This is a genomic window from Streptomyces sp. NPDC001604, from assembly GCF_042893475.1.
Classification (GTDB): domain Bacteria; phylum Actinomycetota; class Actinomycetes; order Streptomycetales; family Streptomycetaceae; genus Streptomyces.
Genome location: NZ_JBIAUY010000004.1, coordinates 139853 through 164150, shown reverse-complemented (window position 1 = coordinate 164150; position 24298 = coordinate 139853). Strand labels below are relative to the sequence as shown.

The window sequence follows — 24298 nt, the reverse complement described above, 5'->3', positions numbered from 1 at the left end:
GGAGCGGGGGTTCGGGGGCGGCAGCCCCTGACCCCGTGACGCCCTCGCCCCGCACGTCATCCGGCGAACGAACCAGCGGCGCGTAACCTTGCCGCCCGTGACCGCAACCCTCATCTGGATCCTTGTCGCCCTCCTGGCGATCGGCCTGTACCTGAGCTGGACGGCGGGCCGTCTGGACCGGCTGCACGCCCGCATCGACGCCGCACGCGCCGCCCTCGACGCACAGCTGCTGCGCAGAGCCTCCGTGGCCCAGGAACTCGCCACCTCCGGCGTCCTCGACCCGGCGGCGTCGATCGTCCTGTACGAGGCGGCGCACGCCGCCCGGCAGGCCGAGGAGGACCAACGGGAGGTCGCCGAGAGCGAGTTGAGCCAGGCGCTGCGGGCCGTCTTCGCGGAGGCACCCCAGGTGGAGGCGGTCCGCGAGGCACCCGGCGGGGAAGCCGCCGCCCACGAGCTCACCGAGGCCGTACGCCGGGTCCCGATGGCCCGCCGCTTCCACAACGACGCGGTGGGCGCGGCCCGGCGCCTGCGCGAACACCGCAAGGTCCGCTGGTTCCGCCTGGCCGGCCACGCCCCCTTCCCGATGGCCTTCGAGATGGACGACGAGCCACCGGCGGCGCTGGCCGACCGCGCGGCCTAGGTGACCACCGGCCATGAGTGACGGGAGACGCCGCGTCTTCCTCGACCTGGAGGGCAACGACAACGGCTCGGTCTTCGTCATCGTGGCGGCGCCGACCGGAGTGGTCCACGAGGTCCAGGGCGGCGGCCACGGCTGCGTACTGTACGAGCTGGAGGGCTATCTGCTGCCAGTGGCGGGAAGCGGCCTCGACGAGGAGCTGAAGGACATCTTCGCGGGCGAACTCCATGGTGCGGGCGCCCAGGGCCTGATCTGGCCTCCGCCGCTGCTGGAGCGGCTGCGGGCCGCGGTCGCGCTGCATGTCTACGGCTCCGCGAACCGGGACGACCTCTATCCGACGCCCCTCGTGCTGGACGAGTCGCGGCTGGCCGCGGCGGACGAGGCGTGGGTGCCGGTTCTGACGCCGGACGGGCCGGGCGTCCTCGTCTGGGAGAACTCCGACTGAGGCGCCCGCCGAGAGGCGCGTGAGGAGAAAAGGATCCACCGACTTCTCATTGGCCCTTGCCGTGGACTGGTCCACTCACGTTTCCTCGGTGCTTGCAGAAACCCTCTTTCACTTCAGCGAGGTCACCCGTGTCCAGCACGCTCTCCGAAAACCAGGCCCCCGAGACCGGCACCGCGCGCGTGAAGCGCGGAATGGCCGAGCAGCTCAAGGGTGGCGTGATCATGGACGTCGTCACGCCGGAGCAGGCGAAGATCGCCGAGGACGCGGGCGCCGTCGCCGTCATGGCCCTGGAGCGGGTCCCCGCCGACATCCGCAAGGACGGCGGCGTGGCCCGGATGTCCGACCCGGACATGATCGAGGGGATCATCGAGGCCGTCTCCATCCCGGTCATGGCCAAGTCCCGCATCGGCCACTTCGTCGAGGCCCAGGTGCTGCAGTCCCTCGGCGTCGACTACATCGACGAGTCCGAGGTCCTCACCCCGGCCGACGAGGTCAACCACTCCGACAAGTGGGCCTTCACCACCCCCTTCGTCTGTGGTGCCACCAACCTGGGCGAGGCCCTGCGCCGCATCGCAGAGGGCGCGGCCATGATCCGCTCCAAGGGCGAGGCCGGCACCGGCAACGTCGTCGAGGCCGTCCGCCACCTGCGCCAGATCAAGGGCGAGATCGCCAAGCTGCGCGGCTGCGACAACAACGAGCTGTACGCCGCCGCCAAGGAGCTGCGCGCCCCCTACGAGCTGGTCAAGGAGGTCGCCGAGCTCGGCAAGCTCCCGGTGGTGCTGTTCTCCGCCGGTGGCGTGGCCACCCCCGCCGACGCCGCGCTGATGCGCCAGCTCGGCGCCGAGGGCGTCTTCGTCGGCTCCGGCATCTTCAAGTCCGGCGACCCGGCCAAGCGCGCCGCCGCCATCGTCAAGGCGACCACCTTCTACGACGACCCCAAGATCATCGCGGACGCGTCCCGCAACCTCGGCGAGGCCATGGTCGGCATCAACTGCGACACCCTCCCCGAGGCCGAGCGCTACGCCAACCGCGGCTGGTAAGGCACCGGATCACATGAACACCCCCGTCATAGGCGTCCTGGCCCTCCAGGGCGACGTACGGGAGCACCTCATCGCCCTGGCCGCGGCCGACGCCGTGGCCAGGCCGGTCAGGCGCCCCGAGGAACTCGCAGAGGTGGACGGCCTGGTCATCCCGGGCGGCGAGTCCACCACCATCTCCAAGCTGGCCGTCCTCTTCGGCGTGATGGAGCCGCTACGCGCGCGCGTGCGTGACGGAATGCCCGTCTACGGCACCTGCGCCGGCATGATCATGCTCGCCGACAAGATCCTCGACCCGCGCTCGGGCCAGGAGACCATCGGCGGCATCGACATGATCGTGCGCCGCAACGCCTTCGGACGGCAGAACGAGTCCTTCGAAGCGGCGGTCGACGTCCGGGGCGTCGAGGGCGATCCTGTAGAGGGCGTCTTCATCCGCGCCCCCTGGGTCGAGTCCGTCGGTGCCGAGACCGAGGTGCTCGCCGAGCACGACGGCCACATCGTCGCGGTCCGCCAGGGCAACGCGCTCGCCACGTCGTTCCACCCGGAACTGACCGGCGACCACCGCGTGCACTCCCTGTTCGTCGACATGGTGCGCGCGAACCGGACAGCGGAGTAACGCCGGAGTCCTTGTAGGATCTCTGGCGTTCGTTCATAGATGGGTTACGCGAAGGAGACAGGCAGATGTCCGGCCACTCTAAATGGGCCACGACGAAGCACAAGAAGGCCGTGATCGACGCCAAGCGCGGCAAGCTCTTCGCGAAGCTGATCAAGAACATCGAGGTCGCTGCGCGCATGGGCGGAGTCGACCTCGAAGGCAACCCGACGCTCTACGACGCCGTCCAGAAGGCCAAGAAGCAGTCGGTGCCGAACAAGAACATCGACTCCGCGATCAAGCGCGGCGGTGGTCTCGAGGCCGGTGGCGCCGACTACGAGACGATCATGTACGAGGGCTACGGCCCGAACGGTGTCGCGGTGCTCATCGAGTGCCTCACCGACAACCGCAACCGCGCCGCCTCCGACGTCCGTGTCGCCATGACCCGCAACGGCGGCTCCATGGCCGACCCGGGCTCGGTCTCGTACCTCTTCAACCGCAAGGGCGTCGTCATCGTCCCCAAGGGCGAGCTGAGCGAGGACGACGTCCTCGCCGCAGTCCTGGACGCGGGCGCCGAGGAGGTCAACGACCTCGGCGAGAGCTTCGAGGTGCTCAGCGAGGCCACCGACCTGGTCGCCGTCCGCACCGCCCTCCAGGACGCCGGGATCGACTACGACTCCGCCGAGGCCAACTTCGTCCCGACCATGCAGGTCGAACTGGACGAGGAGGGCGCCAAGAAGATCTTCAAGCTGATCGACGCGCTCGAGGACAGCGACGACGTGCAGAACGTCTTCGCCAACTTCGACGTCAGCGACGAGGTCATGGAGAAGGTCGACGCGTAACGCTGCCGCGAACGAAGCGGTTTCGGCGGGCCGGTGGGACAACACGTCCCACCGGCCCGCCGCCGTTGTCGGTGGCAGCGGCTAGCCTGGCGTGGAAGTCAAAGATCACTGAGGGGAGGGGCGTGTGCGGGTGTTGGGGGTGGACCCCGGGCTCACGCGATGCGGTGTCGGCGTGGTCGAGGGGGTCGCGGGCCGGCCGCTCACCATGGTGGGCGTCGGTGTCGTACGGACGCCCGTGGACGCCGAGTTGGGGCAGCGCCTCGTCGCCATCGAGCAGGGCATCGAGCAGTGGCTGGACGAGCACCGGCCCGAAGTCGTGGCCGTGGAGCGGGTGTTCAGCCAGCACAACGTACGGACCGTGATGGGCACCGCCCAGGCCAGCGCCGTCGCCATGCTGTGCGCCGCCCGCCGCGGCCTGCCCGTCGCCCTGCACACCCCCAGCGAGGTCAAGGCCGCCGTCACCGGCAGCGGCCGCGCGGAGAAGACCCAGGTCGGCGCCATGGTGACCCGTCTGCTCCGGCTCGACGCACCCCCGAAACCGGCCGACGCGGCCGACGCCCTCGCGCTCGCCATCTGCCACATCTGGCGCGCCCCCGCCCAGAACCGACTCCAGCAGGCGGTCGCCCTGCACGCAGCCAACGCAACGAAAGGCCGTACGGCATGATCGCCTTCGTGAGCGGCACGGTCGCCGCACTCGCCCCCGACGCCGCCGTGGTCGAGGTCGGCGGTGTCGGCATGGCCGTGCAGTGCACGCCGAACACGCTCTCCACGCTCCGTCTCGGCCAGCCGGCCAAGCTCGCCACCTCCCTCGTCGTACGGGAGGACTCGCTGACGCTGTACGGCTTCGTGGACGACGACGAGCGACAGGTCTTCGAACTGCTGCAGACCGCGAGCGGTGTCGGCCCGCGGCTGGCGCAGGCGATGCTGGCCGTGCACACCCCGGACGCCCTGCGCCGGGCGGTGTCCACGAGCGACGAGAAGGCCCTCATCGCCGTCCCGGGCATCGGCAAGAAGGGCGCCCAGAAGCTGCTCCTCGAGCTCAAGGACCGGCTCGGCGAACCGATCGGGGCCCCCGTGGTCGGCGCCCCGGTCACCTCCGGCTGGCGCGACCAGCTGCACGCCGCGCTGATCGGCCTCGGGTACGCCACCCGCGAGGCCGACGAGGCCGTGTCCGCCGTGGCACCGCAGGCCGAGGCGGCCGGCGGCACGCCCCAGGTCGGGCAGCTGCTGAAGGCGGCCCTGCAGACCCTCAACCGCGCCCGCTGACCCACCTGCGCCACCCCAGTGAGGAGAGATCTCAGTGAACTGGGACGACCCGACCGACGCCCCCGGCCCCGAGCGCCTGGTGGGCTCCGTCGCCGACCGTGAGGACCAGGCCGTCGAGGCCGCCCTGCGCCCCAAGGACCTGGACGAGTTCATCGGCCAGGAGAAGGTCCGCGAGCAGCTCGACCTGGTGCTGCGCGCCGCACGCGCGCGTGGCGCCACCGCCGACCACGTGCTGCTCTCCGGTGCCCCGGGCCTCGGCAAGACCACCCTCTCGATGATCATCGCGGCGGAGATGGGCGCCCCCATCCGCATCACCTCGGGCCCCGCCATCCAGCACGCCGGCGACCTGGCCGCGATCCTCTCCTCCCTCCAGGAGGGCGAGGTCCTCTTCCTCGACGAGATCCACCGCATGTCGCGGCCCGCCGAGGAGATGCTGTACATGGCGATGGAGGACTTCCGGGTCGACGTCATCGTCGGCAAGGGCCCCGGCGCCACCGCCATCCCGCTGGAGCTGCCCCCGTTCACCCTGGTCGGCGCCACCACGCGCGCGGGACTGCTGCCGCCCCCGCTGCGCGACCGCTTCGGTTTCACCGCACACATGGAGTTCTACGAGCCCGCCGAACTGGAACGCGTCATCCACCGCTCGGCGAACCTCCTCGACGTCGAGATCCAGGCCGACGGCGCCGCCGAGATCGCCGGCCGCTCCCGCGGCACGCCCCGTATCGCCAACCGACTGCTGCGCCGGGTGCGCGACTACGCCCAGGTCAAGGCGGACGGAATCATCACGCGGGACATCGCGGCGGCCGCTCTCGCGGTGTACGAGGTCGACGCCCGCGGCCTCGACCGGCTGGACCGCGGTGTGCTGGAGGCTCTGCTCAAGCTTTTCGGCGGCGGGCCCGTGGGCCTGTCCACCCTCGCCGTCGCGGTGGGGGAGGAGCGCGAGACCGTGGAAGAGGTCGCCGAGCCCTTCCTCGTACGGGAAGGACTGCTCGCGCGTACCCCCCGCGGCCGGGTCGCCACGCCTGCCGCATGGGCGCATCTCGGCCTCACCCCGCCCCGCCCGGCCGCTGCGGGAAACGGACAACAGGACCTGTTCGGGACGTGATGCCTCTGTGACGGCGCGGGCATTGGCCGGGCCAGGAACCCAGGTGCCATGCTGAGCGTTGTTCCATGCGCGCGGACTCGCTTAGACTCCGCCGATGCCGCCTTTGTCGGCGGTATACATACCCCCATCCATGAGGCCGCTCTCCATCGCGGTCGTGCGAAGGAAATTCCGTCCCGTGAATATCACCATGCTCCTCCCGTTCATCGTGCTCATCGGGGCCATGTTCCTCATGACCCGCTCGGCCAAGCGCAAGCAGCAGCAGGCCGCCCAGATGCGCAATGAGATGCAGCCCGGCAGCGGCGTCCGCACGATCGGGGGCATGTACGCGACGGTCAAGGAGGTCAACGAGGACACGGTCCTCCTCGACGCCGGCCCGGGCGTCGAGCTCCTCTTCGCGAAGAACGCCATCGGTTCCGTGCTCAGCGACGACGAGTACAACCGCATCGTGCACGGCATCGAGCACGACCTGAAGTCCGACTCCGACCTGGTCCCGGACGACGCCTCCTCCCTCACCGAGACCGACGACTCCGCCGACGAAGCTGCCGCCGCCTCCGACGACAAGTCCGTCGACCTCGGCAAGAAGGACGCGCCCGAGGAGCCGGCCGACGACACCCCGGCCGCAGAGGCCGCGGCGGACGAAGAGCCGAAGAAGTCGGACGAAGAGCCGAAGAAGACCGACGGCGACTCCGAGGCGAAGTAGTCACATCCCGGGCGCGCGGTCGACCTCGCGCCCCGGGACGTGCGCATCTCGCACACGGGGATCCCGACACCAGTCATGGCCGACCCCGCGCTGACCCGGCGCGGAGCGGCCCGAGAGGGAGTACGAGAAGGTGGCAGCACCTAAAAAGGGCCGGAGCGCGAGCGCCCAGAGCAAGCCGGGGCGCTCGCTGGCCCTCATTCTGATCGCCATCGTGGCGCTCACCGGCGGAATGTTCGCCTCCGGAAACACCACTCCGCGTCTCGGTATCGACCTGGCCGGTGGTACGAGCATCACGCTCCGGGCGGTCGCAGAGCCGGGCCAGGAATCCGCGATCAACAAGACCAACATGGACACCGCGGTCGAGATCATGAACAACCGCGTCAATGGTCTTGGTGTCACGGAGGCCGAGGTTCAGACCCAGGGCAACAAGAACATCATCGTCAACATCCCCAAGGGCACGAACTCCAAGGAAGCGCGGCAGCAGGTCGGCACCACCGCCAAGCTGTACTTCCGCCCGGTGCTCACCACCGAGGTCTCCGGCGGCCCCGCGACCAGCCCGTCGCCGAGCGCTTCCGCCAGCCCCTCGGGCAAGGCCACGGGCAAGGCCACCGAGAAGGCCACGGGCAAGTCGACCCCGTCCTCCTCCTCGACTCCTTCGCCGACCGCCACCTCGCAGGGCCGCGCCGTCACCGGCGCCCTGAAGGCCGGCGCGACGCCGAGCGCCGGCGCCTCCTCGAGCGCGAAGACCTCCGCCTCCCCGTCCCCGAGCAGCAGCTCGGCCGGCAATGCGGCGGCCGCAAAGCTGCAGGCGCAGTACACCGCACTCGACTGCACGGACAAGAAGCAGCGCGCCACCGCGGGCCAGGGCGCCAAGCCCAGCGACCCGACGATCGCCTGCGGCCAGAACTCCGCGGGTCAGTGGCAGAAGTACATCCTCGGCCCCGCCGAGGTCGACGGCACCGACGTCAAGAAGGCCCAGGCCGTCTTCAACACGCAGACCGGCGCCGGCTGGACCGTCACCATGGAGTTCACGGGCAAGGGCTCCAAGAAGTTCGGTGACATCACCGGCAAGCTGGCCAAGAACCAGCAGCCGCAGAACCAGTTCGCGATCGTCCTCGACGGCAACGTGGTCTCGGACCCGTCGGTCAGCCAGGCGCTCACCGGCGGCAATGCGGAGATCACCGGCAACTTCAGCCAGCAGGAGGCCCAGAGTCTCGCCAACATGCTGTCGTACGGCGCGCTGCCGCTGACCTTCAAGGAGGACAGCGTCACCACGGTGACCGCCGCGCTCGGCGGTGAGCAGCTGCACGCCGGTCTGATCGCCGGTGCCATCGGCCTCGCGCTGGTCGTCATCTACCTGCTGATCTTCTACCGCGGCCTGTCGGTCATCGCCATCCCCTCGCTGCTGGTCTCCGCGATCCTCACCTATGCGCTCATGTCGCTGCTCGGTGAGGCCATCGGCTTCGCACTGAACCTGCCGGCGGTCTGCGGTGCGATCGTCGCGATCGGTATCACCGCGGACTCGTTCATCGTGTTCTTCGAACGCATTCGGGACGAGATCCGCGAGGGCCGCTCGCTGCGCCCCGCCGTCGAGCGGGCCTGGCCGCGTGCCCGGCGCACCATCCTGGTCTCCGACTTCGTGTCGTTCCTCGCCGCGGCGGTGCTGTTCATCGTCACGGTCGGCAAGGTCCAGGGCTTCGCGTTCACGCTCGGTCTGACCACCGTGCTCGACGTGGTCGTCGTGTTCCTGTTCACCAAGCCGCTGATGACGCTCCTGGCGCGCAGGAGGTTCTTCTACGGCGGCCACAAGTGGTCGGGCCTCGACCCGAAGGCACTGGGCGCCAAGCCGCCGCTGCGCCGCACTCGTCGTCCCTCCGCCCCCGTCGACCCGAAGGAGGCGTGAGATGTCGAAACTCGGCAGCCTCGGCGCCCGTCTGCACCGCGGTGAGGTCGGCTACGACTTCGTCGGCAACCGCAAGATCTGGTACGGCATCTCGATCCTGATCACCATCACGGCCGTCCTGGGCCTGGCGGTGCGCGGCCTGAACATGGGCATCGAGTTCCAGGGCGGTGCCGTCTTCACCACCCCGAAGCACATGACCGCCTCGGTCGCCAAGGCCGAGGGGTACGCGCAGAGCGCGTCCGGTCACGACGCGGTCGTCCAGAAGCTCGGCGACGGCAGCCTGCGCATCCAGATCGCGGGCATCGACACCGACAAGTCCGACGCGATCAAGGACAAGCTCGCCAAGGACCTGAACGTCAACACCGAGAACATCAACGCCGACCTGGTCGGCCCCAGCTGGGGTGACCAGATCGCCAACAAGGCCTGGCAGGGCCTGGCGATCTTCATGGTCCTCGTGGTGATCTACCTGGCGATCGCGTTCGAGTGGCGGATGGCGGTCGCGGCGCTGGTCGCCCTGATCCACGACATCACCATCACGACCGGCATCTACGCCCTCGTGGGCTTCGAGGTCACGCCGGGCACGGTGATCGGTCTGCTCACGATCCTCGGTTACTCGCTCTACGACACGGTCGTCGTCTTCGACAGCCTCAAGGAGCAGACGAAGGACATCACCAAGCAGACCCGCTGGACCTTCAGCGACGTCGCCAACCGCTCGATCAACAGCACCCTGATGCGGTCCATCAACACCACGGTGGTCGCGCTGCTGCCGGTGGCGGGCCTGCTGTTCATCGGTGGCGGCTTCCTCGGTGCCGGCATGCTCAACGACATCTCGCTGTCGCTGTTCGTCGGCCTCGCGGCGGGTGCGTACTCCTCGATCTTCATCGCCACGCCGCTCGTCGCCGACCTCAAGGAGCGCGAGCCGCAGATGAAGGCGCTCAGGAAGCGCGTCCTCGCCAAGCGCGCCCAGGCCGCTGCCGAGGGCGGGCCGCTGGAGGCCGAGACCGCGGGCGAACGCTACGACGACGAGCCGGAGGACGCCGCCCACGCGGTCGTCGGACCGCGCAACCAGCCGGCGTCGCGCAACCGCGGCCGTGGCCGTCCCTCCGGGAAGCGCCGATGACCGACATCAAGGAGCTGCTGCTCAGCCGCATCCGTGACGTGGCGGACTACCCGGAGCAGGGCGTGATGTTCAAGGACATCACCCCGCTGCTCGCGGACCCGGCGGCCTTCACGGCGCTCACCGACGCGCTCGCCGAGATCGCCGCGAACACGGGTGCCACCAAGGTCGTCGGCCTGGAGGCCCGCGGCTTCATCCTCGGCGCCCCGGTCGCCGTCCGCGCCGGCCTCGGCTTCATCCCCGTACGCAAGGCGGGCAAGCTTCCCGGAGCCACCCTCGGCCAGACGTACGACCTGGAGTACGGCTCGGCGGAGATCGAGGTGCACGCGGAGGACCTGTCGGTCGAGGACCGCATCCTCATCATCGACGACGTCCTCGCCACCGGCGGCACCGCCGAGGCCTCGATCCAGCTGATCCGCCGTGCGGGGGCCGAGGTCGCCGGGCTCGCGGTCCTGATGGAACTCGGCTTCCTCGGCGGCCGCGCCCGCCTGGAGCCGAGCCTCACGGGAGCCCCGCTGGAGGCCCTGCTCACCGTCTGACCCCACGGCACACACCCACGACGAACGGCCGCCCCGGCTCTCCGGGACGGCCGTTCGCCCATCACCGGCCACCCACCCCGGCGCACGGCCCGCACTCCACCCGAGACAAAGCTGTTCGGATGCCGCATGCCACCGCCGCACCGGCTGCATGGTTGCTCGGCTTGGTCCAGCGTGAGCGGCCGGGCCGCTTTCGACGGTCGCGCCCCCGAGAGCAGTCGGCACGCGCCCCCGCGCCACGCCACGGTCGCGCCTCCACGCGCGCCCGCGCCCCGCGCCGGCGCTCGGCTCCGTCCTCGGTGCCGGGGCGGGCTGCGCGGAGGGTCGCGCTCCGGCGTGAGTGTCCGCGTCGCCTTTTACGGCCGCGCCCCCGCGAGCCGCCCGCGCCCCGCGCCGGCGCTCGGACTTCGTCCTCGATGCCGGGGTGGGCTGCGCGGAGGGTTGCGCTCCGGCGTGAGTGTCCGCGTCGCCTTTTACGGCCGAGTCCCCGCGAGCCGCCCGCGCCCCGCGCCGGCGCTCGGCTTCGTCCTTGGTGCCGGGGTGGGCTGCGCGGAGGGTTGCGCTCCGGCGTGAGTGTCCGCGTCGCCTTTTACGGCCGCGCCCCCGCGAGCCGCCCGCGCCCCCGCGTCGCCCTTTACGGCCGCGTCCCAGCGAGCCGCCCGCGCCCCCGCGTCTGCGGGAACACTCGCTCGGCGCATGCAGCGGAGCGCCCCGGTCACCCGCAGGACACCCCCGGATCACCCCAGATCCGCCACCCGGAATCCGGCGGCAGCCCCCTGTGTTTCTCCCGTAGACGGCCCTCACATCGGCCTGAAGGCGATCCTGCGGCCCAGGATCGCTACCATGGGGTCTCCGGAGCCTGACCGGGGGACCCGGATCGCGCACGAGGAGTCCTCTTGCCAGACGAGGCCCAGCACCTGACCGCCGCCAAGCCCGAGTCCGCCTCGGCAGCCGCGGCCAAGCCCGCGCCGAACGCGCCGCACGCGAAGAACGACACCCGCGGGCCGGTCGAGCACGCCCAGTCCGCGCCCGTCGACAAGTCGGCAGAGCAGTCGCGCCCCAAGCCCGCGCCCCCCGAAGGGCCGACGCCCTCCCCGGCGGTGCGCCCGAACACCGGCCAGCCCGCCCGCTCCGGCTCCTCCAACCGCGTCCGCGCCCGCCTCGCCCGCCTCGGCGTCCAGCGCTCCAATCCGTACAACCCGGTCCTGGAGCCGCTGCTGCGGATAGTGCGCAGCAACGACCCGAAGATCGAGACGTCGACGCTGCGGCAGATAGAGAAGGCCTACCAGGTCGCCGAGCGCTGGCACCGCGGCCAGAAGCGCAAGAGCGGCGACCCGTACATCACGCATCCGCTCGCCGTGACGACGATCCTCGCCGAGCTGGGCATGGACCCGGCCACCCTCATGGCCGGCCTGCTGCACGACACCGTCGAGGACACCGAGTACGGCCTCGACCAGCTCCGCCGCGACTTCGGCGACTCGGTCGCGCTGCTCGTCGACGGCGTCACCAAGCTGGACAAGGTCAAGTTCGGCGAGGCCGCGCAGGCCGAGACCGTACGCAAGATGGTCGTCGCCATGGCCAAGGACCCGCGCGTTCTGGTCATCAAGCTCGCCGACCGCCTGCACAACATGCGCACCATGCGCTACCTCAAGCGTGAGAAGCAGGAGAAGAAGGCGCGCGAGACCCTCGAGATCTATGCGCCGCTCGCCCACCGCCTGGGCATGAACACCATCAAGTGGGAGCTGGAGGACCTCGCCTTCGCGATCCTCTACCCCAAGATGTACGACGAGATCGTGCGGCTGGTCGCCGAGCGGGCGCCCAAGCGGGACGAGTACCTCGCCATAGTGACCGACGAGGTGCAGCAGGATCTGCGGGCTGCACGCATCAAGGCGACCGTGACCGGCCGCCCGAAGCACTACTACAGCGTCTACCAGAAGATGATCGTCCGCGGTCGCGACTTCGCGGAGATCTACGACCTGGTGGGCATCCGCGTCCTCGTCGACACCGTCCGCGACTGCTACGCCGCCCTCGGCACCGTGCACGCGCGATGGAACCCGGTCCCCGGCCGGTTCAAGGACTACATCGCGATGCCCAAGTTCAACATGTACCAGTCGCTGCACACGACGGTCATCGGCCCCAACGGCAAGCCCGTAGAGCTGCAGATCCGCACCTTCGACATGCACCGCCGCGCCGAGTACGGCATCGCCGCGCACTGGAAGTACAAGCAGGAGGCCGTCGCCGGCGCCTCCAAGGTGCGTTCGGACGCACCGAAGGGCGGCGGCAAGGACGACCACCTCAACGACATGGCGTGGCTGCGCCAGCTCCTCGACTGGCAGAAGGAGACCGAGGACCCCGGCGAGTTCCTGGAGTCCCTGCGCTTCGACCTGTCGCGCAACGAGGTCTTCGTCTTCACCCCGAAGGGTGACGTCATAGCGCTTCCGGCCGGGGCCACGCCGGTGGACTTCGCGTACGCGGTCCACACCGAGGTCGGCCACCGCACCATAGGAGCACGGGTCAACGGCCGTCTCGTACCGCTGGAATCGACCCTCGACAACGGCGACCTGGTGGAGGTCTTCACCTCCAAGGCGGCAGGCGCGGGCCCCTCCCGCGACTGGCTCGGCTTCGTGAAGTCGCCGCGCGCCCGCAACAAGATCCGGGCGTGGTTCTCCAAGGAGCGCCGCGACGAGGCGATCGAGCAGGGCAAGGACGCCATCGTCCGCGCCATGCGCAAACAGAACCTGCCGATCCAGCGCATCCTCACCGGCGACTCGCTCGTCACGCTCGCGCACGAGATGCGCTACCCGGACATCTCCGCGCTGTACGCGGCGATCGGCGAGGGCCATGTCTCCGCGCAGAACGTGGTGCAGAAGCTCGTCTCCGCGCTCGGCGGCGAGGAGGCGGCCACCGAGGAGATCGACGAGGCGGTCCCGCCGTCCCGCAGCCGCAGCCGCAAGCGGCGCTCCAGCGCCGACCCGGGCGTCATCGTCAAGGGCGTCGAGGACGTGTGGGTCAAGCTGGCCCGCTGTTGTACGCCCGTTCCCGGCGACCCCATCATCGGCTTCGTCACACGCGGTAGCGGAGTATCGGTTCACCGCAGCGACTGCGTCAACGTGGAGTCACTGTCCCGTGAGCCCGAGCGCATCCTCGAGGTCGAGTGGGCGCCCACCCAGTCCTCGGTCTTCCTGGTCGCCATCCAGGTCGAGGCGCTGGACCGCTCCCGGCTCCTCTCGGACGTCACCCGCGTCCTGTCCGACCAGCACGTCAACATCCTCTCCGCGGCCGTCCAGACCTCCCGCGACCGCGTGGCCACCTCCCGCTTCACCTTCGAGATGGGCGACCCGAAGCACCTCGGCCACGTCCTGAAGGCGGTGCGTGGCGTGGAGGGCGTCTACGACGTGTACCGCGTGACGTCGGCGCGCAGCAGGTCGTAGAAGCAGCAGGTCGTAGAGGCACCAGGTCGTAGAAGCAGTCGTACGACGACAAGGGGCCCGTACCTCCCGGTACGGGCCCCTTCTTCACGCAACAGGCGGTCGGTCAGCCGCCGAACTCCTGCAGGCCCTTCAGTGCCTGGTCCAAGAGCGCCTGGCGGCCCTCCAGCTCGCGCTCGAGCTTGTCGGCCCTGGCGTTGTTGCCCTGGGCGCGGGCCTGCTCGATCTGGCCCTTCAGCTTGTCGACGGCGGCCTGGAGCTGACCGGTCAGACCCTCGGCACGCGCGCGTGCCTCCGGGTTCGTCCGGCGCCACTCGGCCTCCTCGGCCTCCTGGATGGCCCGCTCCACCGCGTGCATCCGGCCCTCGACCTTCGGGCGCGCGTCCCGCGGTACGTGGCCGATGGCCTCCCAGCGCTCGTTGATCGTGCGGAACGCGGCGCGCGCCGCCTTGAGGTCCGTGACCGGGAGGATCTTCTCGGCCTCCTCGGCCAGCTCCTCCTTCAGCTTCAGGTTCTCCGACTGCTCGGCGTCCCGCTCGGCGAAGACCGAGCTGCGGGCGGCGAAGAACACGTCCTGGGCGCCGCGGAAGCGGTTCCACAGGTCGTCCTCGTGCTCGCGCTGGGCGCGGCCGGCGGCCTTCCACTCCGTCATCAGTTCGCGGTAGCGCGCGGCCGTGGGGCCCCAGTCCGTCGAGCCGGACAGCGCCTCGGCCTCGGCGACCAGCCGCTCCTTGGCCTTGCGGGCCTCCTCCCGCTGCGCGTCCAGCGAAGCGAAGTGCGCCTTGCGGCGCTTGGAGAACGCCGACCGGGCGTGCGAGAAGCGGTGCCACAGCTCGTCGTCCGACTTGCGGTCGAGCCGCGGCAGCCCCTTCCAGGTGTCCACCAGCGAGCGCAGCCGCTCACCGGCCGCCCGCCACTGGTCGGACTGCGCCAGCTGTTCCGCCTCGGCGACCAGGGCCTCCTTGGCGCTGCGCGCCTCGTCGGACTGCTTCGCGCGCTGCTGCTTGCGCTCCTCACGGCGCGCCTCGACCGTCGCCACGAGCTTGTCCAGCCGCGTCCGCAGCGCGTCCAGGTCACCGACCGCGTGGTGCGCGTCGACCTGCTCGCGGATGTGGTCGATGGCGGCCTGCGCGTCCTTCGCGGACAGGTCGGTGGTCTTCACTCGCTTCTCGAGGAGGCCGATCTCGACAACCAGGCCCTCGTACTTGCGCTCAAAATAGGCCAGCGCCTCCTCGGGGGAGCCTGCCTGCCAGGAACCGACGACCTGCTCGCCGTCGGCCGTACGCACGTACACGGTCCCCGTCTCGTCGACGCGGCCCCACGGGTCGCTGCTCACAGCGCCTCCTCCACATGATGCCTGCGAGGGGCCTCAGTGCCCCGGGCATCGTCCACAGTTTCGTCACGGCCAACATAGGCGACCGGCGGGTTGCCTGTCCGCATCCCGCGCGACCGAAATTTCGCACTTGACGGTCAGGATTTGGTGATCGTCGCCTTGTTGATCACCACGGTCGCATTGGGCGCCGTGTTCTGCGTCGCGGGGTCGGCGGGCTGGGCGCCCGCGGCGGCGATCTTCTTGAGAACCTTCATGCCCGCAGGGGAGATCGTGCCGAACGGGGTGTAGTCGGGCGGCAGCGGACTGTCCTGGTAGACCAGGAAGAACTGGCTGCCGCCGGTGTTGCGGCCCTGCTTCGTCTGCGCGTTGTACTGGTTGGCCATCGCGACCGTGCCCGCCGGGTACACCTGCCCCTTGAGGCTCTTGTCCTTGAGGTTCTCGTCCGGGATCGTGTAGCCGGGACCGCCCATTCCGGTGCCCTGCGGGTCACCGCACTGCAGCACGTAGATGCCCTGGTCGGTCAGCCGGTGGCACTTGGTGTGGTCCAAGTAGCCCTGGCCGACGAGGAAGTTGAACGAGTTGACGGTGTGCGGCGCCGCCGACGCCTTCAGCGCGATGTCTATGTCACCGCACGTCGTGGCGAGATCCATCGTGTACTTGGCCGACTTGTCGATGGTCATCGCCGGCTCCTTCTTCCAGCTCAGCTTCTTCACCGAGCCCTTGGCGGGCTTCGCGCACGGATCAGGTGCCTTGCTGGTCGGGGCGGCGCTCGGGGACGTCTGCGAGCTCGCGTTGGCCTTGTCGTCGCTCTTGTCGCCCTTGAAGGCCCCGGTCGTGTAGAGCGCCACACCGGCGATGACGACCACACCGAGCACCGACGCGATCACAGAGTTGCGCATTTTCGCCTTGCGCCGCGCGGCCGTACGCCGCTGCTGCTGGCGCAAGAACTTCTCCCGGGCGAGCTGACGCTTGCGCTGTTCCTGGGTGACCACCGGGTTCTCTCCTCATGCCTCTCGTACGTCGACCGCGGTACGCGTGCGTCTTGTGAGCCGACCGCCTGCGTGTGCCCCGTACCGTATATGGGTTCGCTGAGGAATCGGCAGCGCCGGTAGGCTCTGAGGTCAGCAGCAGCCGCCCGTATCGACACAACGAAGGACGATCGTGCTCATTGCCGGGTTCCCCGCCGGGGCCTGGGGGACGAACTGTTATCTCGTCGCCCCCGCCGCCGGTGAGGAGTGCGTGATCATCGACCCGGGCCATCAGGCCGCCCAAGGAGTCGAGGAAGCGCTGAAGAAGCATCGGCTCAAGCCCGTCGCGGTCGTCCTCACCCATGGCCACATCGACCATGTGGCCTCGGTCGTCCCGGTGTGCGGCGCGCACGACGTACCGGCCTGGATCCACCCCGAGGACCGCTACATGATGGCGGACCCGGAGAAGGCCCTCGGCCGCTCCATCGGCATGCAGCTGATGGGCGAGCTGACGGTGGGGGAGCCCGACGACGTCAAGGAGCTGACCGACGGCGCGAAGCTGGCGCTCGCGGGTCTGGAGTTCTCCGTCGCGCACGCGCCCGGCCATACCAAGGGGTCGGTGACCTTCCAGATGCCCGAGACCACGGAGATCCCCTCCGTGTTCTTCTCCGGGGATCTGCTCTTCGCCGGCTCCATCGGACGCACCGACCTGCCCGGCGGTGACATGGCCGAGATGCTCGACTCGCTGGCCCGCGTGTGCCTGCCGCTCGAGGACTCGACCGTGGTGCTGTCCGGCCACGGCCCCCAGACGACCATCGGCCAGGAGCGCGCCACCAACCCGTATCTGCGGCAGGTGGCCGCCGGCCTCGGGAGCGTGGACGCTCCCCGACGAGGAATGTGACGAGACTTTCCGTGAGCACCTTCAAGGCCCCCAAGGGCACGTACGACCTGATCCCGCCGGACAGCGCCAAGTTCCTGGCGGTCCGCGAGGCGATCGCCGCGCCGCTGCGCAACTCCGGTTACGGCTACATCGAGACCCCCGGTTTCGAGAGCGTGGAGCTCTTCGCGCGCGGTGTCGGCGAGTCCACCGACATCGTGACCAAGGAGATGTACGCCTTCGAGACCAAGGGCGGCGACAGGCTCGCCCTGCGCCCCGAGGGCACGGCGTCCGTGCTGCGCGCGGCGCTGGAGGCCAACCTGCACAAGCTGGGCAACCTGCCGGTCAAGCTCTGGTACTCGGGCTCCTACTACCGCTACGAGCGCCCGCAGAAGGGCCGCTACAGGCACTTCTCGCAGGTCGGCGCGGAGGCGATCGGTGCGGAGGATCCGGCGCTGGACGCCGAGCTGATCATCCTGGCGGACCAGGCGTACCGCTCGCTGGGCCTGAGCAACTTCCGGATCCTGCTCAACAGCCTGGGCGACAAGGAGTGCCGTCCCGTCTACCGGGCCGCGCTGCAGGACTTCCTGCGCGGTCTGGACCTCGACGAGGACACCCTCCGCCGTGCCGAGATCAACCCGCTGCGCGTCCTGGACGACAAGCGTGAGTCGGTCCAGAAGCAGCTGGGCGACGCCCCGCTGCTCCGCGACTACCTCTGCGACGCCTGCAAGGCGTACCACGAGGAGGTCCGTGAGCTGATCACGGCGGCGGGCGTCGCCTTCGAGGACGACCCCAAGCTGGTGCGCGGCCTTGACTACTACACCCGTACGACCTTCGAGTTCGTCCACGACGGTCTGGGCTCCCAGTCCGCGGTGGGCGGCGGCGGCCGCTACGACGGTCTGTCGGAGATGATCGGCGGTCCGGCGCTTCCGTCCGTCGGCTGGGCGTTGGGCGTCGACCGCACGGTCCTCGCCCTGGAGGCGGAGGGCGTCGAGCTCGAACTCCCCTCCACGACGAGCGTGTTCGCGGTGCCGCTGGGCGAGGAGGCGCGTCGTGTGCTGTTCGCCAAGGTCACCGAGTTGCGGAAGCTGGGCATCGCGGCGGACTTCTCGTACGGGGCCAAGGGGCTCAAGGGTGCGATGAAGAACGCCAACCGCAGTGGTGCGCGGTACACGGTCGTCGCCGGGGAGCGGGATCTCGCCGAGGGTGTCGTGCAGCTCAAGGACATGGAGTCCGGTGAGCAGACGGCGGTCGGGGTGAACGAGATCGTGGCGGAGCTGGAAGCCCGGCTGGGCTGAGTTTCCCCGCCCCGCCCCCGCTCCTCAAACGCCGGAGGGGCTGGTTTTTCAGCCCGTCCGGCGTTTGAGGACGAGGCCGTTCAGGCCGACAGCGGGGGTCTGGGGGCGGCAGCCCCCAGGGGACGGGAATGGGAAGGGGCGGCGGGGGCGAAAAAGTTCAGTCGAGCAGACCGAACCGCATCGCACTCGTCACCGCCGCCGTCCGGTCGTCCACCCCCAACTTCCCGAAGGCCCGCAGGAGATGGGTCTTCACCGTCGACTCGCCGATGAACAACCGCCGCCCGATCTCCGCGTTCGTACAGCCCTCCGCCACCAGCCGCAGCACGGCGGTTTCCCGCTCCGACAACCGCGGCCGCTCCGGCCGGGTGCGCAGCTGGTCGACCAGCCGGGCCGCCACCGACGGCGCCAGCACCGTCTCACCGCGCGCGGCCGCCCGCACCGCCTCCGCCAGTTCCGCCCGCGGCATGTCCTTGAGCAGATAGCCCGCCGCGCCGGCCTCCACCGCCCGCAGGATGTCCCGGTCCGTCTCGTACGTCGTCAGGACGATCACCCGGCACGGCAGCCCCGCCTCGCCCATCCGCACGATCGAGTCCACGCCCCCGCCGCCCGGCATCCGCAGATCCATCAGCACGATGTCGGGCCGCAGTTCGGCCGCGAGCGCCTCGGCCTGCGGACCGCTCGCCGCGTCGGCGACGACCTCCAGGTCCGGCTCGGCGCTGAGCATCGCCCGTAGACCCTCCCGTACGACCGGGTGGTCGTCGGCCAGGACGATCCGGATCACGATCAGTTCCTCCCAGGTGACACGGGCAGTGACAAGGGCAGCCTGACCGTCACCGTCGTGCCGTCCCCCGGTGCGCTGCGGATCTGCGCCGTCCCGCCGACCTCGCCGGCGCGGGCGCGCAGCCCCGCCAGACCGTAGCCCTCGCAGGGGGCGCCGGGGTCGAAGCCGCAGCCGTCGTCCCGTACGGACACGGTGAGCGTGTCGTCGGAGTACGCGAGCGCGATGCCCACCGCCGCCGAACTCCCCGCATGCTTACGGGCGTTGGCCAGGGCCTCCTGGCAGGAGCGCAGGGCCACCACCTCGGGAGCGGCGGGCAGCGGGCGCACAGGGCCCTGCACCTCCAGCGTCGCCTCGTGACGGGCGGCCAGGCGGCGCAGGGCGTCCGGGAGGGAGCTGCCGTCGAGGTCGGCGGGCGCGGCACCGGCGACCAGGGCGCGGGCCTCGGCGAGGTTCTGCCGGGCCGTCTCGTCCATCAGTGCCAGATGGCGGCGGGCCTGCGGGACGTCGTGGTCGAGTTCGGCCTCCACCGCCTGGATCAGCATCAGCAGGCTGGTGAAGCCCTGCGCGAGGGTGTCGTGGATCTCGCGGGCCATGCGCTCCCGCTCGGTCAGGGCGCCGTGGGCGGCCGAGAGGCGGGAGATCTCGTGGCGGCTCACGTCCAACTCGGCGATCAGGTCGGCCCGTTCCATGCTCTGCTCGATGATGCGGATGGTCCAGCTGCCGATCACCACGGAGAAGACGAGGGTGACCACGGAGAAGAGGAGGTTGCCGAACAGGTCCTCACCGCCGGGCCGCCACAGCAGTGCCCAGCCCGCGACCGGAACCAGGTTGATCACGGTGACGGCCGCCAGGGACCAGCGCGTGTGCAGCGTCATGAAGCACTGCGGGATCAGCGCGAACGCCATCAGCCGCGTCTCGCCCACCAGCACGGCCGAGGGCAGGAACAGCACCATGGCCCCGGCGAGATAGCGCAGTGCCCGGCCCTGCTCCGGCGGGTCCTCCTGGAGCAGCGGGCGTCCCACGACCGCATACCAGGGCACCAACGGGACGAGCAGGGCCGCCGCGACCGCACGGACCGGGAGCCCCGGGTGGGCCGCGTTGAGCCCGAAGGCGAGAGTGGCCGCCCAGGCGACCGCGAAGTAGCCGTCCCAGAGCCGGATGGTCCGGTCCCAGGCGTGCTCCTCGCGGGCCACCCCTGGACGGTTCATCCGTCGCGCCGGGTCTTCCAGCGGAAGGTCAGCAGACACAGCACCAATCCTCCGACGCACCAGGCGGCCAGCACCAGCGCGACCTTCCCGAACTCCCAGCTCCCGGCCTGCTCCAGGACCCGCGCCGAATCCGGCAGGAACACGCCCCGAAGACCCTGGCAGAGCCACTTCAGCGGGAACAGGGCCCCGATGTTGAGCATCCAGTCCGGGATGGTGTCGATGGAGATGTACACCCCGGAGATGAACTGCAGGACCAGGAAGGGGAGTACGACCACCGAGCTCGCGCTCTTCGCCGACTTGGGCACCGAGCTGATCGCGATGCCGAGCAGCGCGCACCCCGTCAGCCCCAGGACGAAGATCCAGGCGAAGTCGAACCACCGGGACGCGTCCGACGGCAGGTCGACGCCGTACAGGGTGGTACCGACGAGGAGGAGGATCGCGGTCTCCACGACACCGGTGAACAGAACCAGCCAGATCTTGCCCAGGAAGTACGCCGACGGAGGCATCGGTGTGCCGCGCAGCCGGCGCAGCACCTTCTCGTCCCGTTCGACCGCGATCGAGATGCCCAGCGACTGGAAGCTGGTCGACATGATGCCGGAGGCCATCATCGCGGGAACGTACAGCTGGGAGGCGGTGACGCCGGAGCCGTGGACGTCGTCGTGGAAGATCGACGCGAACAGGAACAGGAACACGACCGGGAACGCGAACGTGAACACCACCTGGTCGCGCTGCCGGAAGAACTGCTTGATCTCCAGCGCGCCCCGGCGCAGACCCAGCCCCCAGGCCCCCGGCAACCGCTCGGCGGGCGCCTCGGCCCTGGTCCGTACGGCGGTCGTGGTCATCGCGCGTCCTCCTGCCCGGTCAGCCGGAGGTAGACGTCCTCCAGGGTGGGGCGGGCCACCTTCAGGCCCGGGATCTCGCCGTCGAAGCGGCGCATCAGCTCGGCGACCGTCCTGGTCGGGGTGTCCGTGCGCTCGGTGCGGGTGAGGCCGTCCGGGTCGGTCCACTCGACGGTGGCCTCCGTGCCGTACCGCTCCCGCAGGGCGGCGGGCTCCCCCTCGGCGACGACCTGCCCCTTGGCGACGACGGCGAGCCGGTCGGCGAGCGCCTCCGCCTCCTCCAGGTAGTGCGTGGTCAGCAGGATCGTCGTGCCCTCGTCGGACAGCAGCCGGATCAGGTCCCAGAACTGCCGCCGGGCCGCCGGGTCGAAACCGGTCGTCGGCTCGTCCAGGAGCAGCAGCTCGGGGTCGCCGATCACTCCCAGGGCGACGTCGAGGCGCCGACGCTGGCCTCCGGAGAGCGCCTTGATCCGACTGCCCGCCTTGGCCTCCAGGCCCACCAGGCCGATGACCTCCTCCGGGTCGCGCGGTCTCGGGTAGTAGCGGGCGAAGTGCCGTACGGTCTCGCGGACCGTCAACTCGGCGGGCGCCGATTCGTCCTGCCAGACGATGCCGACACGTGACCGCCACGCACGCGTGCCGGTCGCCGGGTCCGAGCCGAGCACCGAGACTTCGCCCGCGTCCCGGCTGCGGTTGCCCTGGAGGATCTCCACCGTGGTGCTCTTGCCCGCGCCGTTGGGTCCCAGCAGGCCGAACACCTCGCCACGCCGAATCCCCAGATCGATGCCGTCCACGGCGGTCACGTCCCCGTACTGCTTGCGCAGCCCCCGTACGTCCACCGCGAGTTCGTTCGCGTGTGCTGTCATGCCGTTCAGCCTCGGCCGGAACCGAACGCTCCGGGACGACCGTGCGTACTTCCTTATGTCCACCGAACGGTGGACAGTGGTCTTGTTGCGGCACAATGGCCACTGCCCGAAGAAGGTCCAACTCTCAAGCAGACGGAATCGGCGTGATGAGCAAGACCACAGTCAAAGACGTCCCCACCGAGTCCGAGCCCACTCCGGACCACGACTCCGCGGGACCACGCACAGTGGGCGGCAGCCGGGCCTTCGCCCTGCTGCTGATCATCACGGGCGCGGCCGGTCTGCTCGCCGCGTGGGTCATCACGATCGACAAGTTCAAGCTGCTCGAGGCCAAGGTCGAGGGCAAGACGTTCACCCCGGGCTGCAGCCTCAACCCGGTCGTCTCCTGCGGCAGCGTGATGGAGTCCAAGCAGGCCGCCGCCTTCGGCTTCCCCAACCCGATGCTCGGCCTGGTCGCCTACGGCATCGTCATCTGCGTCGGTATGAGCCTGCTGGCCCGCGCCCGCTTCCCGCGCTGGTACTGGCTCACCTTCAACTTCGGCACGCTCTTCGGCGTCGGCTTCTGCACCTGGCTGCAGTTCCAGTCGCTGTACCGCATCAACGCGCTGTGCCTGTGGTGCTCCCTGGCCTGGGTCGCGACGATCACCATGTTCTGGTACGTGACCTCGTTCAACATCCGCAACAGCTTCCTGCCCGCCCCGCGCTGGCTGAAGAGCTTCTTCGGCGAGTTCACCTGGGTGCTGCCCGTCCTGCACGTCGGCATCATCGGCATGCTGGTGCTGACCCGCTGGTGGGACTTCTGGACCAGCTGAGCCCCGGGCTTCGAGGCCCCGGTTTCCTGGGCCGGAGGGGATTGTCAGTGCGGTGATTTAGGGTTTTGGACGTGGAGCCAGACCTGTTCACCGCCGCCGCAGAAGAACGCCAGGAGAAGGACCCGACCGGCAGTCCCCTGGCGGTGCGGATGCGCCCGCGCACCCTCGACGAGGTGGTGGGCCAGCAGCACCTGCTGAAGCCCGGTTCACCCCTGCGCCGCCTGGTCGGCGAGGGCGCGGGCGGGCCCGCGGGACCGTCCTCGGTGATCCTCTGGGGCCCGCCCGGCACCGGCAAGACGACCCTGGCGTACGTCGTGTCCAAGGCCACCAACAAGCGCTTCGTCGAACTGTCGGCGATCACCGCGGGCGTCAAGGAGGTCCGCGCGGTCATCGACGGCGCCCGCCGGGCCACGGGCGGCTTCGGCAAGGAGACCGTCCTCTTCCTCGACGAGATCCACCGCTTCAGCAAGGCCCAGCAGGACTCCCTCCTGCCGGCGGTCGAGAACCGCTGGGTGACCCTGATCGCGGCGACCACGGAGAACCCGTACTTCTCGGTGATCTCCCCGCTCCTGTCCCGCTCCCTCCTCCTCACCCTCGAACCCCTCACCGACGACGACGTCCGGGGGCTGCTCAAGCGGGCGCTGAGCGACGAGCGCGGCCTGAAGGACGCCGTCACCCTCCCCGAGGACACCGAGGACCACCTCCTGCGCATCGCCGGCGGGGACGCCCGCCGCGCCCTGACCGCGCTGGAAGCAGCCGCCGGGGCCGCCCTCGACAAGGGCGAGACGGAGATCTCCCTGACGACCCTGGAGGAGACGGTCGACCGGGCGGCGGTGAAGTACGACCGCGACGGCGACCAGCACTACGACGTCGCCAGCGCCCTCATCAAGTCCATCCGCGGCTCCGACGTGGACGCCGCCCTGCACTACCTGGCCCGCATGATCGAGGCCGGCGAGGACCCCCGGTTCATCGCCCGCCGCCTGATGATCTCCGCCAGCGAGGACATCGGCCTGGCCGACCCGAACGCGCTGCCGATCGCCGTGGCCGCCGCCCAGGCCGTCGCCATGATCGGCTTCCCCGAGGCCGCCCTCACCCTCAGCCACGCCACCATCGCCCTCGCCCTCGCCCCGATGTCGAACGCCGCGACGACGGCCATCGGCGCAGCCATGGAGGACGTACGCAAGGGACTGGCCGGCCCGGTCCCCCCGCACCTGCGCGACGGGCACTACAAGGGCGCCGCCAAGCTCGGACACGCGCAGGGGTACGTGTATCCGCACGACCTGCCCGAGGGCATCGCCGAGCAGCAGTACGCCCCGGACGCCCTCAAGGACCGCGAGTACTACACCCCGACCAGACACGGAGCCGAGGCCCGGTACGCGGACGCGGTCGAATGGACCAGACAGCACCTCGGTCGCAAGCGGTCCTGAGCGCCCTGTAGAATCCCTCGAAGTGCTGTGTCCCGTGCAGTCAGAACGGGACGGTCAGCCGGAGCCCGGTCCCCGGACCGGATTCCAGGAGCGTCGCGCACCGTTCGAATGGTGTCGCGGGCAGCCCACCACCACTCGTCGCACGGCGGGACCGGTCGGTGGGCCACTCGCGTGCTGCACGTATGTGCCCAGACCAGGGGAGCGGCTGCCCACCAGGCCCGGCAACGGACCCGGCGGGTTTCCCCGGCTGCGGATGCGACCTCCCTCAACTCTGACAAGCCGAA

General features: G+C 70.1%; 23 protein-coding genes. 17 read left to right on the top strand and 6 right to left on the bottom strand.

Annotated elements, in window-relative coordinates; genetic code table 11:
* Positions 1 to 97 precede the first annotated feature (97 nt).
* From ACFY1E_RS13805 to relA, 13 genes are all read left to right on the top strand, one after another.
* A complete protein-coding gene (locus tag ACFY1E_RS13805; protein ID WP_389075194.1) occupies positions 98 to 640 on the top strand; it encodes a hypothetical protein in 543 nt (180 codons plus the stop codon).
* Between the two features lie 13 nt (positions 641 to 653).
* The gene (locus ACFY1E_RS13800) at positions 654 to 1082 is read left to right on the top strand and encodes a DUF6210 family protein (protein WP_389075192.1); all 429 of its coding nucleotides are present in this window, start codon (positions 654 to 656) and stop codon (positions 1080 to 1082) included.
* 128 nt (positions 1083 to 1210) lie between these two features.
* Entirely contained in the window at positions 1211 to 2122 is a 912-nt protein-coding gene (pdxS, locus tag ACFY1E_RS13795) for a pyridoxal 5'-phosphate synthase lyase subunit PdxS (RefSeq protein ID WP_389075189.1), read from the top strand.
* Positions 2123 to 2135: 13 nt separating this feature from the next.
* Complete coding sequence (gene pdxT, locus ACFY1E_RS13790; protein WP_344405748.1) at positions 2136 to 2735, top strand: pyridoxal 5'-phosphate synthase glutaminase subunit PdxT; 600 nt, start codon at positions 2136 to 2138, stop codon at positions 2733 to 2735.
* Between the two features lie 65 nt (positions 2736 to 2800).
* Complete coding sequence (locus ACFY1E_RS13785) at positions 2801 to 3553, top strand: YebC/PmpR family DNA-binding transcriptional regulator (protein WP_389075186.1); 753 nt, start codon at positions 2801 to 2803, stop codon at positions 3551 to 3553.
* 124 nt (positions 3554 to 3677) lie between these two features.
* The gene (ruvC, locus tag ACFY1E_RS13780; protein ID WP_389075184.1) at positions 3678 to 4217 is read left to right on the top strand and encodes a crossover junction endodeoxyribonuclease RuvC; all 540 of its coding nucleotides are present in this window, start codon (positions 3678 to 3680) and stop codon (positions 4215 to 4217) included.
* Positions 4214 to 4819, top strand: coding sequence for a Holliday junction branch migration protein RuvA (gene ruvA, locus ACFY1E_RS13775; RefSeq protein ID WP_389075182.1), 606 nt, complete (start codon positions 4214 to 4216; stop codon positions 4817 to 4819). Before ruvC ends, ruvA begins: the two co-directional genes overlap by 4 nt.
* 34 nt (positions 4820 to 4853) lie before the next feature.
* On the top strand, positions 4854 to 5924 hold the full coding sequence (gene ruvB, locus ACFY1E_RS13770; protein ID WP_389075180.1) for a Holliday junction branch migration DNA helicase RuvB: 1071 nt from the start codon (positions 4854 to 4856) through the stop codon (positions 5922 to 5924).
* A 187-nt stretch (positions 5925 to 6111) separates the two neighbouring features.
* On the top strand, positions 6112 to 6624 hold the full coding sequence (gene yajC / locus ACFY1E_RS13765) for a preprotein translocase subunit YajC (RefSeq protein WP_389076017.1): 513 nt from the start codon (positions 6112 to 6114) through the stop codon (positions 6622 to 6624).
* 130 nt (positions 6625 to 6754) lie between these two features.
* Complete coding sequence (secD, locus tag ACFY1E_RS13760) at positions 6755 to 8527, top strand: protein translocase subunit SecD (protein ID WP_389075177.1); 1773 nt, start codon at positions 6755 to 6757, stop codon at positions 8525 to 8527.
* A 1-nt stretch (position 8528) separates the two neighbouring features.
* On the top strand, positions 8529 to 9647 hold the full coding sequence (gene secF, locus ACFY1E_RS13755; RefSeq protein WP_389075175.1) for a protein translocase subunit SecF: 1119 nt from the start codon (positions 8529 to 8531) through the stop codon (positions 9645 to 9647).
* Positions 9644 to 10183 carry an adenine phosphoribosyltransferase gene (locus tag ACFY1E_RS13750; RefSeq protein ID WP_389075172.1) on the top strand — a complete coding sequence of 180 codons (540 nt, stop codon included), beginning with the start codon at positions 9644 to 9646 and terminating at the stop codon, positions 10181 to 10183. Before secF ends, ACFY1E_RS13750 begins: the two co-directional genes overlap by 4 nt.
* Before the next feature lie 893 nt (positions 10184 to 11076).
* Positions 11077 to 13611 carry a GTP pyrophosphokinase gene (relA, locus tag ACFY1E_RS13745; protein WP_389075170.1) on the top strand — a complete coding sequence of 845 codons (2535 nt, stop codon included), beginning with the start codon at positions 11077 to 11079 and terminating at the stop codon, positions 13609 to 13611.
* Between the two features lie 103 nt (positions 13612 to 13714).
* On the opposite strand, the gene ACFY1E_RS13740 is transcribed toward relA, so the two are convergent.
* Together ACFY1E_RS13740 and ACFY1E_RS13735 are read right to left on the bottom strand one after the other, a co-directional pair.
* Positions 13715 to 14944 (bottom strand): DUF349 domain-containing protein, encoded by a 1230-nt coding sequence (locus ACFY1E_RS13740; protein ID WP_389075168.1) that lies wholly within the window; start codon positions 14942 to 14944, stop codon positions 13715 to 13717.
* A 134-nt stretch (positions 14945 to 15078) separates the two neighbouring features.
* Positions 15079 to 15933: a peptidylprolyl isomerase gene (locus tag ACFY1E_RS13735; protein WP_389075166.1), complete on the bottom strand. Its 855-nt coding sequence runs from the start codon at positions 15931 to 15933 to the stop codon at positions 15079 to 15081.
* A 169-nt stretch (positions 15934 to 16102) separates the two neighbouring features.
* Here ACFY1E_RS13735 and ACFY1E_RS13730 point away from each other — a divergent pair, with 169 nt between their 5' ends.
* Together ACFY1E_RS13730 and hisS are read left to right on the top strand one after the other, a co-directional pair.
* Positions 16103 to 16810, top strand: coding sequence for an MBL fold metallo-hydrolase (locus ACFY1E_RS13730; RefSeq protein WP_389075164.1), 708 nt, complete (start codon positions 16103 to 16105; stop codon positions 16808 to 16810).
* Between the two features lie 11 nt (positions 16811 to 16821).
* Positions 16822 to 18084, top strand: a complete 1263-nt coding sequence (hisS, locus tag ACFY1E_RS13725; protein WP_389075162.1) for a histidine--tRNA ligase — start codon at positions 16822 to 16824, stop codon at positions 18082 to 18084.
* Between the two features lie 157 nt (positions 18085 to 18241).
* Here hisS and ACFY1E_RS13720 read toward each other — a convergent pair whose 3' ends face one another.
* From ACFY1E_RS13720 to ACFY1E_RS13705, 4 genes are read right to left on the bottom strand one after another with little or no spacing between them, the layout of a single operon-like run.
* The gene (locus ACFY1E_RS13720; protein ID WP_389075159.1) at positions 18242 to 18865 is read right to left on the bottom strand and encodes a response regulator; all 624 of its coding nucleotides are present in this window, start codon (positions 18863 to 18865) and stop codon (positions 18242 to 18244) included.
* A 2-nt stretch (positions 18866 to 18867) separates the two neighbouring features.
* Complete coding sequence (locus tag ACFY1E_RS13715) at positions 18868 to 20073, bottom strand: sensor histidine kinase (RefSeq protein ID WP_389076014.1); 1206 nt, start codon at positions 20071 to 20073, stop codon at positions 18868 to 18870.
* Complete coding sequence (locus ACFY1E_RS13710; RefSeq protein WP_389075157.1) at positions 20070 to 20915, bottom strand: ABC transporter permease; 846 nt, start codon at positions 20913 to 20915, stop codon at positions 20070 to 20072. Before ACFY1E_RS13710 ends, ACFY1E_RS13715 begins: the two co-directional genes overlap by 4 nt.
* On the bottom strand, positions 20912 to 21778 hold the full coding sequence (locus ACFY1E_RS13705; RefSeq protein ID WP_389075154.1) for an ABC transporter ATP-binding protein: 867 nt from the start codon (positions 21776 to 21778) through the stop codon (positions 20912 to 20914). Before ACFY1E_RS13705 ends, ACFY1E_RS13710 begins: the two co-directional genes overlap by 4 nt.
* Positions 21779 to 21924: 146 nt before the next feature.
* On the opposite strand from ACFY1E_RS13705, the gene ACFY1E_RS13700 reads away from it, so the two are divergent.
* The gene (locus tag ACFY1E_RS13700; RefSeq protein ID WP_389075152.1) at positions 21925 to 22587 is read left to right on the top strand and encodes a vitamin K epoxide reductase family protein; all 663 of its coding nucleotides are present in this window, start codon (positions 21925 to 21927) and stop codon (positions 22585 to 22587) included.
* 71 nt (positions 22588 to 22658) lie between these two features.
* On the top strand, positions 22659 to 24014 hold the full coding sequence (locus ACFY1E_RS13695; protein ID WP_389075150.1) for a replication-associated recombination protein A: 1356 nt from the start codon (positions 22659 to 22661) through the stop codon (positions 24012 to 24014).
* Positions 24015 to 24298: the final 284 nt, after the last annotated feature.